The organism is Mucilaginibacter pedocola, assembly GCF_002013915.1.
Classification (GTDB): Bacteria; Bacteroidota; Bacteroidia; order Sphingobacteriales; family Sphingobacteriaceae; genus Mucilaginibacter; species Mucilaginibacter pedocola.
In genome coordinates this window covers 268715-282336 of the sequence record NZ_MBTF01000035.1, presented here as the reverse complement: position 1 = coordinate 282336, position 13622 = coordinate 268715, and the positions used below count along the sequence as shown (strand labels likewise).

14 protein-coding genes are annotated in these 13622 nt (G+C 49.4%); all 14 read right to left on the bottom strand.

Going from position 1 to position 13622, the window contains the following annotated elements; genetic code table 11:
- Positions 1-4: 4 nt before the first annotated feature.
- Positions 5-454, bottom strand: a complete 450-nt coding sequence (locus tag BC343_RS24025; protein WP_078350343.1) for a response regulator — start codon at positions 452-454, stop codon at positions 5-7.
- A gap of 45 nt (positions 455-499) precedes the next feature.
- Complete coding sequence (locus BC343_RS24020) at positions 500-1846, bottom strand: ATP-binding protein (RefSeq protein WP_078350342.1); 1347 nt, start codon at positions 1844-1846, stop codon at positions 500-502.
- Positions 1847-1938: 92 nt separating this feature from the next.
- Positions 1939-3099 carry a galactonate dehydratase gene (gene dgoD, locus BC343_RS24015; protein ID WP_078350341.1) on the bottom strand — a complete coding sequence of 387 codons (1161 nt, stop codon included), beginning with the start codon at positions 3097-3099 and terminating at the stop codon, positions 1939-1941.
- A 9-nt stretch (positions 3100-3108) separates the two neighbouring features.
- On the bottom strand, positions 3109-3717 hold the full coding sequence (locus BC343_RS24010) for a bifunctional 4-hydroxy-2-oxoglutarate aldolase/2-dehydro-3-deoxy-phosphogluconate aldolase (RefSeq protein WP_078350340.1): 609 nt from the start codon (positions 3715-3717) through the stop codon (positions 3109-3111).
- Complete coding sequence (locus BC343_RS24005; protein ID WP_078350339.1) at positions 3714-4721, bottom strand: sugar kinase; 1008 nt, start codon at positions 4719-4721, stop codon at positions 3714-3716. The genes BC343_RS24010 and BC343_RS24005 overlap by 4 nt, the downstream gene beginning before the upstream one ends.
- Positions 4722-4829: 108 nt before the next feature.
- Positions 4830-5600, bottom strand: a complete 771-nt coding sequence (locus BC343_RS24000; RefSeq protein WP_078350338.1) for an SDR family NAD(P)-dependent oxidoreductase — start codon at positions 5598-5600, stop codon at positions 4830-4832.
- Between the two features lie 11 nt (positions 5601-5611).
- Entirely contained in the window at positions 5612-6322 is a 711-nt protein-coding gene (locus BC343_RS23995; RefSeq protein ID WP_078350337.1) for an SDR family NAD(P)-dependent oxidoreductase, read from the bottom strand.
- A 17-nt stretch (positions 6323-6339) separates the two neighbouring features.
- Positions 6340-7203 (bottom strand): amidohydrolase family protein, encoded by an 864-nt coding sequence (locus tag BC343_RS23990; RefSeq protein WP_078350336.1) that lies wholly within the window; start codon positions 7201-7203, stop codon positions 6340-6342.
- A 9-nt stretch (positions 7204-7212) separates the two neighbouring features.
- Entirely contained in the window at positions 7213-8007 is a 795-nt protein-coding gene (locus BC343_RS23985) for an SDR family NAD(P)-dependent oxidoreductase (RefSeq protein WP_078350335.1), read from the bottom strand.
- Between the two features lie 269 nt (positions 8008-8276).
- Positions 8277-9224, bottom strand: a complete 948-nt coding sequence (locus BC343_RS23980) for an ABC transporter permease (protein WP_078350334.1) — start codon at positions 9222-9224, stop codon at positions 8277-8279.
- A gap of 12 nt (positions 9225-9236) precedes the next feature.
- Positions 9237-10751, bottom strand: coding sequence for a sugar ABC transporter ATP-binding protein (locus tag BC343_RS23975; protein ID WP_078350333.1), 1515 nt, complete (start codon positions 10749-10751; stop codon positions 9237-9239).
- Positions 10752-10772: 21 nt separating this feature from the next.
- The gene (locus BC343_RS23970; protein ID WP_078350332.1) at positions 10773-11708 is read right to left on the bottom strand and encodes a sugar-binding protein; all 936 of its coding nucleotides are present in this window, start codon (positions 11706-11708) and stop codon (positions 10773-10775) included.
- A 119-nt stretch (positions 11709-11827) separates the two neighbouring features.
- Positions 11828-12547 carry an HAD family hydrolase gene (locus BC343_RS23965; RefSeq protein WP_162276925.1) on the bottom strand — a complete coding sequence of 240 codons (720 nt, stop codon included), beginning with the start codon at positions 12545-12547 and terminating at the stop codon, positions 11828-11830.
- Between the two features lie 156 nt (positions 12548-12703).
- Entirely contained in the window at positions 12704-13567 is an 864-nt protein-coding gene (locus BC343_RS23960; protein WP_078350330.1) for an AraC family transcriptional regulator, read from the bottom strand.
- Between the last annotated feature and the right edge of the window lie 55 nt (positions 13568-13622).

Here is a 13622-nt window from a genome sequence, read left to right as displayed (position 1 = left end):
GGCGCTACTTTTGCGAAGGTGCGGGTGGCTGATTCAGCATTAGCCAATACAGACCCACTTGTTTCACAGCTTCGGCGAAATTGGCAAAATCGATAGGTTTTACAATGTAGCTGTTCACGCCGAGCTCGTAGGCTTTTTTAATATCTACATCTTCTTTTGATGATGTCATCATAATAACCGGGGTAGACCTTAGCCCTTCTGATGACCTTATCTGTTCCAAAACTTCAAGCCCATTCACGCGGGGAAGTTTCAAGTCGAGTAGTATTAGTTTGGGTACGGCTTGCAAAACCTTCTCCGGGCCAGTACCAAAAAGGTAATCTAAGGCATACTGGCCATCTTCCAGCCACTTAATATCGTTTATAAGATTATATTTTTTTAATGCGCGAATGGTGAGCGTTGCATCCTCTTCGCGGTCTTCTACTAATAATACTTCAGGATATTCTTTTATCGTCATGGTAAATGAAAATTATTACTACCTGTTTACTCGAAAAATGTTTGCTTATGCTTTGGGCAGGCTAAAGCTGAAAGTAGCGCCTTTGCCCAGTTCACCCTCGGCGCTTACGGTACCACCATGGCGTTCTATCACCTTTTTTACGATGCTTAAGCCGATGCCGGTGCCTTCAAAATCGCGATCATTATGCAGGCGCGAGAATATCTTGAACAATTTGTTCTTGTACTTCTCGTCAAAACCGGCACCATTATCCTTTACCGAATAAGTAGTGCTGTCGCCATTATCGGTAGAGCTTACTATGATATGCGTTTCGGATGTATTGCGCGAATATTTAAGGGCGTTGGATACAAAGTTGGTAACTACTTGCGCTATCATGGCCTGGTCGCCAAAGGATGGTGCCAATTCGCCAAGTTCAAAAACGACCTTGTGCCCGGCGGGCTCCTGCCTGATCAATTCGTCATAAACGTTCCTGAAGATGGCTTTCATATCCAGCTCGGTATTGATCTTCTCGGCGCGGCTCAGTTTAGAGAACGATAGGATATCATCTATCAGCGTACCCATGCGCAGGGCATTAACTACGATGGTATTCAAGGTTTTTTGGCCATCTGCATCCAGCTTATCCGAATAGTCTTCGATCATGATATTGCTAAAGCCGGCTATGGCGCGCAGAGGTGCCCTTAAATCGTGGCTTACAGAATAGGAGAAAGCCTCCAACTCTTCGTTGGCATGGCGTAGCGCCTCGGTACGTTCGGCAACCAGTTTTTCCAGGTGATTGCGGTGTTCCAGTATCTCGGCACGGTTGCGGCGATTCTCAATGGCCAGGTTGGCAAAACGGGCGCCATAAGCTATACGCTCCAGGTCAACCGGTTCAGGCGTGCGGGGTTCGCGATGATAGATGGCAAAAGTACCCACCATTTCGCCTTTGCTTGATAAAATGGGCTGCGACCAGCACGACTGCACACCTGCTTTAAAAGCCAACTCCTTAAAGGCGGCCCAATAAGGGTGTGTGCCAATATCGTCAACCGTTACCAATTGTTTAGAGAAAGCTGCGGTGCCGCAGGAACCTATGCCCTCGCCTACCGATATACCATCAATGGCATCGTTGTAGAACTTAGGCATACCGGGCCCCACGCCCGAGCCTAATGTATTGGTCTCCTTATCGTAAAGTAATATGGTACAAATAGAACCGGTATCTTCTTCCTGTATCGATTCTACGATAGAATGCATAATCGTGAAGATGTCGATATCGCCCGCCAGTTGCTCCAATATATGGGCCCTGTTGCGTTCGCGAACTCGCAGGAGGTCGCGCTCGGTGTTGTCAGTTTGGTGTTGCTCCCCAGCCTGCCATAATTTATCATGAGCAGAGAGGGTAGATGTGCTCTCGGTGGTTCTCATAGGGTAAAGATGTTATCACGAAAATAAAGCACCGGCTTTTTTCCCGCAAAACAAACCTCACCACTTATAGGAATAACAACCAGACTATGGGCCTACCATTCGGCCAAACTACCGTCTTCCAACCGCCAAACAGGGTTTGCCCAATTGTGACCAACCTTCTGCGCTTCTTTCAGGGCATCTTCGTTTATCTCCACACCTAAGCCCGGCTTAGTGAACAGGTCAATGTAGCCATCGGTTATTTTGAATATCTCCGGGTTAGCCACATAATCCAGCAGGTCGAAACCCTGGTTGTAGTGTATGCCTATGCTGTTCTCTTGTATAATAGCGTTAGGGCAGGCAAAATCAATATGCAAGGCTGATGCCAGCGAGATGGGGCCAAGCGGGCAATGGGGTGCAATGGTAACATCATACGCCTCGGCCATAGCAGCTATCCTGAATACTTCGGAGATACCGCCGGCATGGCTCAGGTCGGGCTGAATGATATCTACGTGCCCATCGTGCAGTAAATTCTTAAAATCCCAGCGCGAGAACATGCGCTCGCCGGTAGCAATAGGGATGCTGGTATAGGCCGCTATCTGTTTAAGCGCCTCGTTATTTTCGCTTAGCACCGGCTCTTCAATAAACATCGGGTTGTAAGGCTCCAATTCGTCTATCAGGCGGCGCACCATGCCTTTGTGCACGCGTCCATGAAAATCCAGGCCCACTTCCAGCGTATCGCCAAACTCATCGCGCAGTTTGCGGATGTTCTCGGCAACTTTCTTTATCTCCGTTTGGGCAGATATCCATTCCATGGGGCCGGTGGCGTTCATTTTAACAGCTTTGAAGCCCGCATCCATTTTATCTTTTGCCTGCTGTAGTACTACCTCGGGGTTGTCGCCGCCTATCCAGCAGTACATCTTCATTTTATCGCGCACGGCGCCGCCCAGCAACTGGTAAACAGGCACGTTCAGGGCTTTTCCTTTGATATCCCAAAGCGCCTGGTCTATCCCCGCAATGGCACTCATGAGTATGGGGCCGCCGCGGTAAAAGCCGGCGCGGTAAAGCACCTGCCAAATATCCTGTATACGATGCGCCGACTGCCCGATCAGGTATTGCTCCATTTCCTTTACGCAGGCAGCAACGGTATCGGCCTTACCCTCTACAATGGGTTCGCCCCAACCAATGATGCCCTCTTTAGTAGTTATTTTAAGGAACAGCCAGCGCGGTGGCACCTTAAACAGTTCGATACGTTCGATGATCAGTTGATCTTGCATACAGCAGCGTTATTTTATTTTACTGAAAAGCTTTTCTACATTTTGTTTTACCACCTCGGGCGAGCCGTTCACCACAGAGCCGCCCACGCCAATGCCCACCGCACCTGCGGCCAGCCACTCGGCAGCATTGGCAGCGCCAATACCGCCCACGGCTAAAAATTTGGTGCCCTTGTAAGGACCAAGCAGGGCCTTAAAATAATCAAGCCCCATGGGCCCCGCGGGGAATATTTTGATAAAATCGGCACCGTTGTTTATACCCACCGCAATATCAGTTGGGGTGATGGCCCCCATTAGGGTAACCACTTCGGCTGCTTTGGCTTCGGCAATTACATCGGGGTTCATGTTGGGCGTTACCAAAAATTGTGCGCCTGCGGCTATGGCCTGTTTGGCCAGTTCGGGGTTAATAATGGTACCCGCACCCACCATTACATCGGGATGGGTTTGCCTTGCCCGGGTAATATGCTTACAAAAATCGGGCGTGTTAGAGGTAATTTCCAGCGCCGTAATACCCGCAGCTACAAGGCTGTCAATGGTTGCGCCAACGCTTTCGCTGTCATCGGTGCGGATAATGGCCACAACCTTCGCTGCTTCTATATTTTTTATAATAATGTCTTTCATCTGATCACATGCCCGGAGGTGTTCCCCTCCATTATTGCTATAATTTCCTGTTCGGTGCTGGTGTGCTGGTCTCCGTAAATGGTATGTTTCAGGGCGAATGCCGCGCCGGCAAAGGCTACGCATTTTTCGTCGCTCCAGCCATGGGCAAGCCCGTGCAGCATACCCGCGGCAAAAGCATCGCCGGTGCCAAACCTATCGGCAATATCAACCGTGTAATTGGCAGAATGGTAAACCTTGCCGTTATTGAGGTATACCGCGCCCAATTTATTTTGCGATGCCGATGTATGCTCGCGGATGGTAAACGCTACCTGTTTTAAACCGAAGGTTTCTGCAGCTACCTGTAGCCCATGTTCTGCTTGTTTTTCCTCGTTGCTGCCATTTATCTGCACATCGTAAACATCCAGCAGGCTGCCTGCATTACCAAGCAAAAGGTCCGTATGTGCCAGTATCTCATCGAATATTACGCGGGCATCTGCCCTATCGTTCCATAAAGTGCGGCGGTAGTTAAAATCGAAGGCAACCTTTACATTCATTCGTTTGGCTTCTTTCACCATCGCGATAGCTTCGGCAGCGCAATTGGCAGAAACAGCGGGGGTAATACCCGAAACGAACAGCCATGATTTGCCCTTCAGTATCTCCGCCCAGTTAAATTCACCGGGCGCTATCTCACTGAAGGCAGAATGCTTGCGGTCGTAAACCACCCGCGAGGGGCGGATAGAGGCGCCCAGCTCTATAAAGTAGGTACCCAAGCGCTCACCGCCGCGGCTGATAAGCGAAGTATCGATACCATAGCTACGAAGCGACCTGATAGCACCATCGCCAAGCGGGTTATCGGGCAGTTTGGTTACAAATTGCACCGCATTACCCAGCACGGCAAGCGAACTGGCCACGTTAGATTCGGACCCGGCGTAGTTTACACCAAACGCCGAACTCCCGGCAAGTTTATCGCCGCTCAGCGCCGGCGTAAGCCTAAGCATCAGTTCGCCAAAGGTTAATATACTCATTGTTAAAATTGGGCCTTCCCGGTTTATTTTACCGAAAGTATAAATATAGTTATAACTACAAGGCCAGTATTTGATTTTTGATACGTTTAAACTATATAATGATAGTTTTTATACGCCCGATAGCAGCCCACCATCTACATAGAGCATCTGCCCGTTAACGTAATCGCTCGCTTTTGATGACAGGAATATCAGCGCCCCAACCAACTCATCCGTTTCGCCCCAACGGCCGGCGGGAGCGCGTTTGCAAACCCAATCATTAAAGTCGGTGTTCTCATAAAGGGGTTTGGTCATGTCGGTTTTAAAGTAGCCGGGGCCAATACCGTTCACCTGTATGTTGTGTTTGGCCCACTCCACAGCCATGCCTTTGGTGAGCATCTTAAGCCCTCCTTTTGATGCCGCATAAGGTGTAATAGAAGGCCGCCCGAGTTCCGACTGCAGCGAACCGATATTAATAATTTTACCGCTTCGGCGGGCTATCATTTTACCTACCACCGCTTTAGAAACTATAAAGGCGCTGGTTAAATTGGAAGCGATTATTCTATCCCAATCCGACTCGTCAAAATCTTCCAGCGGGGCACGCACCGTGATGCCGGCATTGTTTACCAATATATCGATATCGCCTATTTTGCTGCTGATATCAGCCACTGCGGCATTCACCGCCGCAGAATCGGCAATATCAAAATCGTAACCGTAAACCTCGTAACCATCCTCGGTAAATTGTTTTACCTGCGCATCAAGCTTTTGGCGGTTGCGGCCGTTCAAAATAACACGGGCACCATGTTGGCACAAACCTTTGGCAAAAGCCGAACCCAGCCCCCCCGATGAACCGGTGACCAATGCCACTTTTCCTTTGATATCAAATAAATCGCTTTGAAACATTTTTGAGGGAATTACATGTAAGTGCCACCATTTATGCTGATGGTTTGCCCGGTGATGTACGATGCTGCATCTGAGGCTAAAAACACAATGGTGTTGGCCACTTCTGCCGATGTACCCAAACGCCCCATGGGGATGTTATTCATCAGGAAATCCATTTGGTGGGCCGGCACGCCATCCTGCATGCTGGTATCAATAATACCCGGGGCAACAGCATTTACACGCACGCCATTGGGTGCCCCCAATTTGGCCAGCGATTTGGTGAGGCATTCTACCGCCGCTTTACTTGCCGCGTAATGCGCCCCGGCTATCAGTCCGCCCACTTTGCCTGCTACCGATGCCAGGCTAACTATAGCACCGTTCTTGCGCGCTATCATGCCATCAATAACTTTTTGGGTGAGCAGAAATACCGAGGTTAAGTTGATATCCATCAGCCGCTCCCACTCGGCTTTGCTTATTTGCAGCGCCGGGGTACGCAGGTAGATGCCGGCGTTGTTCACCAACACATCTATTCGGCCTTCTTTTTCGGTGATGTGGTTTACCAGCGTTTCGATAAAAACTTCGTCGGTAAGGTCGCCCTGCACATAGTTATCTTCCCGCCGGGCGGCTATATCGGTGCCGTATACACTGGCACCCAGTTCTTTAAATTCGGTAACTAAGGCCGAGCCAATACCACCGGCCGAGCCGGTAACCAGTACCACTTTATCTTGTAGGTTTAAATTCATTTTTCAGTATGTAGAAATTATTGTTTGTCCAGTTTGTAAAAACGCACTGCGTTGGCGTTATAAATTTTGTAGCGGTCGTCATGGCTCAGACCCGCCAGCAACTCATCCGCGGTTTCTTTCCACCGTTTATAGGTTGATGCCTGCCGCACCACGGGCCAATCGCCGCCGAATATCAGCCTGTCGGGGCCGAAATGTTTAAGTACAGCATCAACATATGGCTTTAGTTGAGCGGCGGTCCAGTTCTCAAAGTCTGCTTCGGTAACCAGGCCCGATAATTTGCAATCCACATTGGAGAATTGGGCAAGGATTTCAATGTCCTTTTCCCATTGCATAAAATCCCAGTTCCTGATATCAGGCTTGCCAAAATGGTCGAGCATAAAGGCAACGTTAGGGCATTGGCGTACCAGCTCGATAACTTTGGGCAATTGGTGATGCGCCACACAGATATCAAAGCTCCAGTTATAGGCCGGCAGTAGCTGCACGCCCTGCACAAAACCGGGGCGCAGGCAAAAGTCCGCATCCGCCTCAAATTGAATTATGCGGCGTATGCCTTTGATGAGCGGGTTTTGTGCCATCCTGTCCAGCACCTGTTTTGCCCCCTCGCCAAGTTCGAGCGGCGCCCAGGGGATTATGCCCTGTATGCGTTTATCCTGTTTAGCTATCCCGGTAACCCAGGCGGCCTCTTGCTCGCATTGGGAGGGTTCGCATTCGCACTGTACAAAAACCATCCGTTCTATTTCAATGCCCTCGGTTTGTTGGTTGTAATCGGCTATCAAATGGGCTGTGTTCAGCATGGGCACGTCATCCAGCCAGGGGTAGCGCAGCAATTGCGGGTCCCAAAGGTGCAGGTGGGCATCAACAACAGGTATATTTTGCATCATTAAATGAGTTTAAAGGCTGCCGGCAAAAGATGATGTTTCGCCAAGGCCTTCGCCGCCCATGGTGAGGTAGCCACCATCAATGAACAGGTCGGCACCGGTAATAAAGCTGGCCTCATCGCTCAATAAAAAGGCTACCGGACCGGCACACTCTTCGGCCTCGCCCAGGCGGCGCAGCAAGTGGTATTTACCCCATACCGGCTCCCATTTATCGCGCCCTCCAATAGCGGCCTTCTCTACTTCTTTGGTCCATATCCAGGCGGGACTAACCGCATTTACGCGGATCTTTGGTGCAAGGTCCATGGCCATGCATTTGGTAAGCTGGGTAACGGCTCCCTTGGCCGAATTATAGGTCCAGCGGTAGGGCTGGGCTATGTGTGCCGATATACTGGATAGGTTCACTATGGCGCCGCCGCCTGCATCAACCATGTGCGGATAGGCATATTTGGCCATAGTGCCATAAGCCACGGGGCCGGCGTGCATTACCCTATCCCAATCGGCACGGGTAACATCAGGGCCTTTAGATACAAAGGAAAAAGCATTATTCACCAAAAAATGCAGGCTGCCCCATTTGGCTACCGCGGCATCAACTACCGCTTTGCAAAAGGCTTCTTCGGCCATATCGCCTTTAATAAATTGCACCGAATACCCTTTCTCTGCAAGCTCTTTTTCTGTATCAAAGCCGCCATCGCTAAGGCCGGTAAATGTTACCGAAACCCCTTCGGCACACAGGCGCTCTACGCATGCCTTCCCAATACCCGACGAGCCGCCGGTAACGATAGCAACTTTTCCTGCTAATCCTTTCATGTTGTTTTTTGTAGTTTATATGCGGGGCAACGGCCCTTTGTGGTTGTATTGCCGGTTATCGCCCAAGCTTAGAATACTGTATTTTATTCCGCTTTACCATGACAAAACCGTTCACCAAAAGTGATGGAATTTGCAGGCGGGAGATGATACGTTTTTAGCCAGTAATAGAACAATGTTGACTTTTGTTGAAGGGTGTTATTGTGGTGATAAAACAACAAAGCCGCACCTGTTGGTGGCAGGTGCGGCTTGTGCGGAAGGTCTAGGAAGAATCACTTTGTTGTTGTCTGCCTGCCCATAAAAAACTTGTCAGCCAATACCCCTATCAGTATCACTATCCCCATCACCGCAAAATTGAGCGAACTGGGTATGCCCAACAGGTTTACCAGGTTCTGTATCACCTGCAGCATGGCCGCACCAATAATGATGCCCGCAATAGAACCCTCGCCGCCTTTTAAGGAGCAACCGCCCAATACCGCTGCGGCTATACCATACAATTCATAAAAATTACCGTGCGACGATGGGGCAATTGCATTGGTATAAAAGGCCAGCAATATGCCCGAAATACCTGTAAGCAAACCCGAAATAACATAAGTAAGCAACACCATGCGGTTGGTGTTTATGCCCGAGAAAAAGGCAGCTTCTTCGTTACGGCCAATGGCAAAAATATAACGCCCGTAAACCGACCTATGCAAAAATATGCCTGCTATAACGGCAATGAGTATCATCAACAAAAAGGGCACCGGCACGCCCAGCAAATTGCCGGCCGCTAAATACTGCACTCCTGCAAAACCTTCGCCATCGCCAAAGCCCATGGTTACATCGTTGGAGATGAAACGGGCTATCCCACGGTAAAAAAGCAAGCCGCAAAGTGTTACAATAAATGCCTGAATTTTGTATTTGGCTATCAGCGTTCCCTGGAACCAGCCGATAAGCAGGCTTAAGGCTATCACCGCCAATATGGCCAGCGGCCAGGCCACATGATGGGTAACCAGCAACATACTGAGTATTACCCCCACCAATGAGAACACCGAACCCACGGCAAGGTCTATCCCCCTGCCAATAATAACAATACCACTACCGATGCTAAAAATACCGAATATGCCGATGAGCCGCGTAGTATTCTTCAGGTTGGCGGCGCCTAAAAAGTTGGGGTTGCCTATCGACACCAGCACGCACAACACCACAAAAATTATAAATATCCCTCGTTCCTTCTTCATATTGCTTTAGTACTACAGCCCCACCGCGTGGCGCATAATATTTTCTTCTGTAAAATCGGCAGGCATCAACTCGCCCGAAATCTTGCCCTCGTGCATCACCAAAATGCGGTGGCTGATGTTGATGATCTCTTCCATATCCGAACTCACTACCAGTATCATTACCCCCTGCTTGGCCAGGTTGCGCATAATGGCGTATATCTCGGCCTTGGCGCCAATATCTACGCCACGGGTAGGTTCATCAAATATCAGCAGGCTGGGGCTGCGCGATAACCACTTGCCAATGGCCACCTTTTGCTGGTTACCACCGCTCAAGTTCTTCAACAAGGTGGTTAAGCCCGGTGCTCTTACGTTCAGTTCTTTGGCCACCTTTGCAGTAGCCTCATTCTCTTTCTTGTTGCTGATGATTCCGCCCGATGAATTGGGGCCAAGGTTGGGCAGCGTGGTATTTTGAACGATATCCATCGATACGATGATCCCCTGGCTGCGCCGGTCTTCGGGCACTAAAAAAATCCCGCTGGCTATGGCATCGTCGGGGGTGTTGATACGTTTATCCGCGCCATTAAGGCGCAGGTACCCGCCGGCGGGTTTGTGTATACCGAAAAAGGTATTCACCAGTTCTGTACGGCCCGCACCTACCAGGCCCGATATACCCAGTATCTCCCCGCCAACCAATCGAAGGTTTATTTTGTTGCCGGGGTAGCGGTAAGTGCTTATATCTATGGCCTCAAAAGAATACTCGGGTTTGTAAGCCCACCCCTCCTGCTCGGCCTTGAAAATATCGCGGCCTATCATCAGCTTCACCAAATTATCGTGGTTGATATCCTCGCGTGCCAATTCGCCGGAATTTTTGCCATCCTTTAGTACAATGGCACGGTCGGCTATTTGGGTAACTTCGTTCAGCCGATGCGATATGTATACTACCGATATGCCCTTTGCTTTCAGGCCGCTTATAATGCCGAAAAGCAGTTCGGTTTCTTTTAAAGTGAGGCTGGAGGTAGGCTCATCCATAATGATCACCCGCGCATTTTGCGAGAGTGCCTTGATGATCTCGATGAGTTGCTGCTCAGCTATCGAGAGTTTGCTCACGCTGGTTTGGGGCGATATCTTCAGCCCGAACAATTTCAAAAGTTCAGCAGCATCGGCATACATCTTTTGCTTGTCTACCAGTTTGAAGCGCCCCGTTGGTTCGCGCCCTAAAAAGATGTTGCCCGCCACATCAAGGTTGTCCAGCAGGTTCAGTTCCTGATGAATGAGGATGATGCCCAATTGCTGCGCCGTTTTTACCGAATCGATAGTTTGTTTAACACCATCAATATCTATCTCGCCGCCGGTGGGTATATGGATACCGCTGAGAATCTTCATCAGGGTAGATTTCCCGGCACCGTTCTCGCCCAACAGGGCCAGCACCTCGCCCGGACGAATATCGATATTCACATCATCCAGAGCCCTGAACGCTCCGAAAGCTTTGCTGATGCCCTTCATCCGGATGAAAGGGCCCGGCGTTCCACTCACAATATCTGCAGACATATAATTTTCAGATAGCAGGAATTACTTGGCCCTGATGGCTTTCATTTTAGCAATAAAACCCTCCACATTATCGTGGTTGATGATGGTTGCCGGGATGATCACCTCGCCCGGCGCCGACTTTTTATCACCAGAGATATACTTGGCCAACAGCTTTACCGACTGGTAACCGAACTCGTAAGGCTGTTGCACCACAGTGCCTACTATCTCGCCTTTTTGCACACCTTGCAAAGTCTCCTGCTCTTCATCAAAGCATACAATTTTTACACTCGCCAATTTGCCCGATTCTTTTACGGCATTGAGTATGGCGGGGCCATTATAACTCCATAGGCCTACAAAGCAGCCCACCTCGGGGTTTGATACCAGCACATCGTTCACATTGGCCTTGGCACGTACGCGGTCTATGTTATCGGTTTTAATGCCTACAATGGTAATGCCCGAGTCTTTCAGTTCTTCCTCCAGCCCGGTTATTCTTTCTTTGGCATTTTGCGCATCGGCCTTGCCTACAAATAACATCACCTTGCCGCCTTTGGGCAGGGCGGTTTTTATTAACTGGCCCGCCGCTTTACCTGCCTGTATGTTGCTGGTGCCCAAATAGCACAGGCGTTTGCTGCCGGGGATATCGCTATCGGTAATAACCACTGGGACTTGCTCGGCAGTAGCATCAATAAATGGTTTCTGGTTAATAGGATCCAAGGGGGCAATGGCTATGCCGCTTACGCCGTTCACCAGCAGATCGTCTACCACGCGCTTTTGTTCTTCGGTGGCGCCATCTGTAGTGTATTTAAATATCACGTTATAGCCTGGCAGTTCTTTGGCGGCCTGGTTGGTGCCTTTTTCGGCAAGGGTCCAAAAATCGGTTGCGGCGCCTGCTATAAAGGCAATGGTAGGTTTATCGTTTCGTTTGCAGCCGAAGTTGAGCAGCGCTGCAAGCAGGATGATCTTCGCAGATAGTTTCATATGATAGTTTGGGATATGGGTAAGCGGCACACAAAAATGCCGCAATTAGCGTACATTATTAATACTCCTTTAGCCGGTTATGGTACTTATTTGACTGGTTTTACCTGTAATTCCGGCGTTCAATTAACGGGGACAGCAACAGCAGCGCGGTCAACTGTACCACTTACAACGCCAAAACTGTACTCATCCTCCAGGTATCGCTGCACCTCTCGCAAACCGTTGCAAAGGGCATCGGCACGGCAGGCCGCTTTAAATTCATCCGTTGGATCGGGGTGAACCGCCACGCAGGCAATACCGGCATTAGTGGCCGAATCTACTCCCGTAAGCGTATCTTCTATTACGATGCATTCTTCTTTGGTAAGGCCCAGTTTTTCTACCGCTTTTAAATATGGTTCGGGATGGGGCTTTGCGTTAGATACATCATCGCGTGTAATGATGAGGCCGAAATAACCCATGAGGTTCGCGCGCTCCAGTATAACGGCAACCTCATCGGCCGAACTTGATGTTACCAGTACCAACTGCACACCCAACGCGTTAAAATGGTTGATGATACCCAAAGCATAAGGCATGTGCACGATATCATCGGTACGGAAGGTTTCCAGCATCAGTTCTTCGCGCTTGGCGATCATATCCTTTAGCGAAATATCGAGTGAGAATTCATCGATAAGCCGTTGGGCGTTGATAGCTAATGCCACGCCGGAATACGATGCCATGTAAACATCGTGCGGCAGGTTGTGGCCGAAAAGGGTCACCAAAGCATTCCAGCAACGGTAATGGCTGTTCTCCGAATCAATTAAAGTGCCATCCAAATCGAACAAAAGTGCTTTGGCTGTTTTCATCTGTAGTTTAATAGGGCTTGCTGTAAAGCAATTCAGGTTTATTATTGCCGCTGAAAAGGGCATCTGTTTATAGACGCAAATTGCCTATTTATGCCGATGACCGCACTAACCATATTGACGAAAACTTGTACCCTATTGACCATTTTAGGCAAGGGCCTAGTGCGCCTTTTTCACCGTGAAATGGCGCTGATACTCCATTGGTGTTTCGCCTTTTATGGTTTTGAATTTGCGGTTGAAGTACGACACATTATTAAAGCCCGACTCCACGCTTACCTGCGATATACCCATACTATTGGTTTGCAGCAATTTGCAGGCATAGCCGATACGCAGATCCACCATAAACTCAGATAAGGTTTTGCGGGTGAACTTTTTAAAGTAACGGCAAAAGGCCGAGGGCGATAAATAAGCTATCGAGGCTACCTCATCCAGCGAGAGGTCGCGTTTAAAGTTGGCGAGGATATAATCGTATACCTTGCTCATGCGGGTGGAGTCGTCCAGGTCGAGGTCGTGGATAAAGCCGGGGCTTGATAACACGTTGTAGTCTTTGGAAAGGGAAAGATCTTGCAGGATGCCTAACAAGCCTATCAGCGTTTCGGCGGAGCCAAGGCCTACCAGGTTGCCTATCTGTTTGATCATTTTCTGCCGGGTTTCGCCGGTGAAAACAATGCCCTGGCTGGAACGCTGCAATAGTTCTTTTATGCTCTTAAAAGGTTTCCGCTCGAAAAAGCCGGGGCCGAGGAAATTCTCGTGGAATTGTATCACCACCTGCTTAATGGCTTCGTTATCGCTAAGCCCCCGGGTGAAAAACGTATGCGGCAGGTTAGAGCCGAACATGCAAAGATCTACCCCGCTAAACTCGGTAATACTATCGCCAATAATGCGCCGCCCGTTGCCTTCGAGTATCAGGATGATCTCGTACTCGGGATGAAAATGGAAAGGGAAGTCGTTATATTTAAAACTCTCCTCCTTAACAACCACCTGATTGTCGGGGCTTACAATGTTCTCACGAAAAATTCTCATACTATAATACCGGGGGTATATTGGTTAGCTACGCCTAATTTAATAAATATGTATG

Excerpts from the sequence above, each read along its gene's own strand:
- BC343_RS24020 (WP_078350342.1), bottom strand. The coding sequence starts at position 1,846 with ATGAGAACCACCGAGAGCACATCTACCCTCTCTGCTCATGATAAATTA.
- dgoD (WP_078350341.1), bottom strand. The coding sequence starts at position 3,099 with ATGCAAGATCAACTGATCATCGAACGTATCGAACTGTTTAAGGTGCCA.
- BC343_RS23995 (WP_078350337.1), bottom strand. The coding sequence starts at position 6,322 with ATGAATTTAAACCTACAAGATAAAGTGGTACTGGTTACCGGCTCGGCC.
- BC343_RS23965 (WP_162276925.1), bottom strand. The coding sequence starts at position 12,547 with ATGAAAACAGCCAAAGCACTTTTGTTCGATTTGGATGGCACTTTAATT.
- BC343_RS23960 (WP_078350330.1), bottom strand. The coding sequence starts at position 13,567 with ATGAGAATTTTTCGTGAGAACATTGTAAGCCCCGACAATCAGGTGGTT.
- BC343_RS23985 (WP_078350335.1), bottom strand. The coding sequence starts at position 8,007 with ATGAAAGGATTAGCAGGAAAAGTTGCTATCGTTACCGGCGGCTCGTCG.
- BC343_RS24025 (WP_078350343.1), bottom strand. The coding sequence starts at position 454 with ATGACGATAAAAGAATATCCTGAAGTATTATTAGTAGAAGACCGCGAA.
- BC343_RS24010 (WP_078350340.1), bottom strand. The coding sequence starts at position 3,717 with ATGAAAGACATTATTATAAAAAATATAGAAGCAGCGAAGGTTGTGGCC.
- BC343_RS24005 (WP_078350339.1), bottom strand. The coding sequence starts at position 4,721 with ATGAGTATATTAACCTTTGGCGAACTGATGCTTAGGCTTACGCCGGCG.
- BC343_RS23970 (WP_078350332.1), bottom strand. The coding sequence starts at position 11,708 with ATGAAACTATCTGCGAAGATCATCCTGCTTGCAGCGCTGCTCAACTTC.
- BC343_RS24000 (WP_078350338.1), bottom strand. The coding sequence starts at position 5,600 with ATGTTTCAAAGCGATTTATTTGATATCAAAGGAAAAGTGGCATTGGTC.
- BC343_RS23980 (WP_078350334.1), bottom strand. The coding sequence starts at position 9,224 with ATGAAGAAGGAACGAGGGATATTTATAATTTTTGTGGTGTTGTGCGTG.
- BC343_RS23990 (WP_078350336.1), bottom strand. The coding sequence starts at position 7,203 with ATGATGCAAAATATACCTGTTGTTGATGCCCACCTGCACCTTTGGGAC.
- BC343_RS23975 (WP_078350333.1), bottom strand. The coding sequence starts at position 10,751 with ATGTCTGCAGATATTGTGAGTGGAACGCCGGGCCCTTTCATCCGGATG.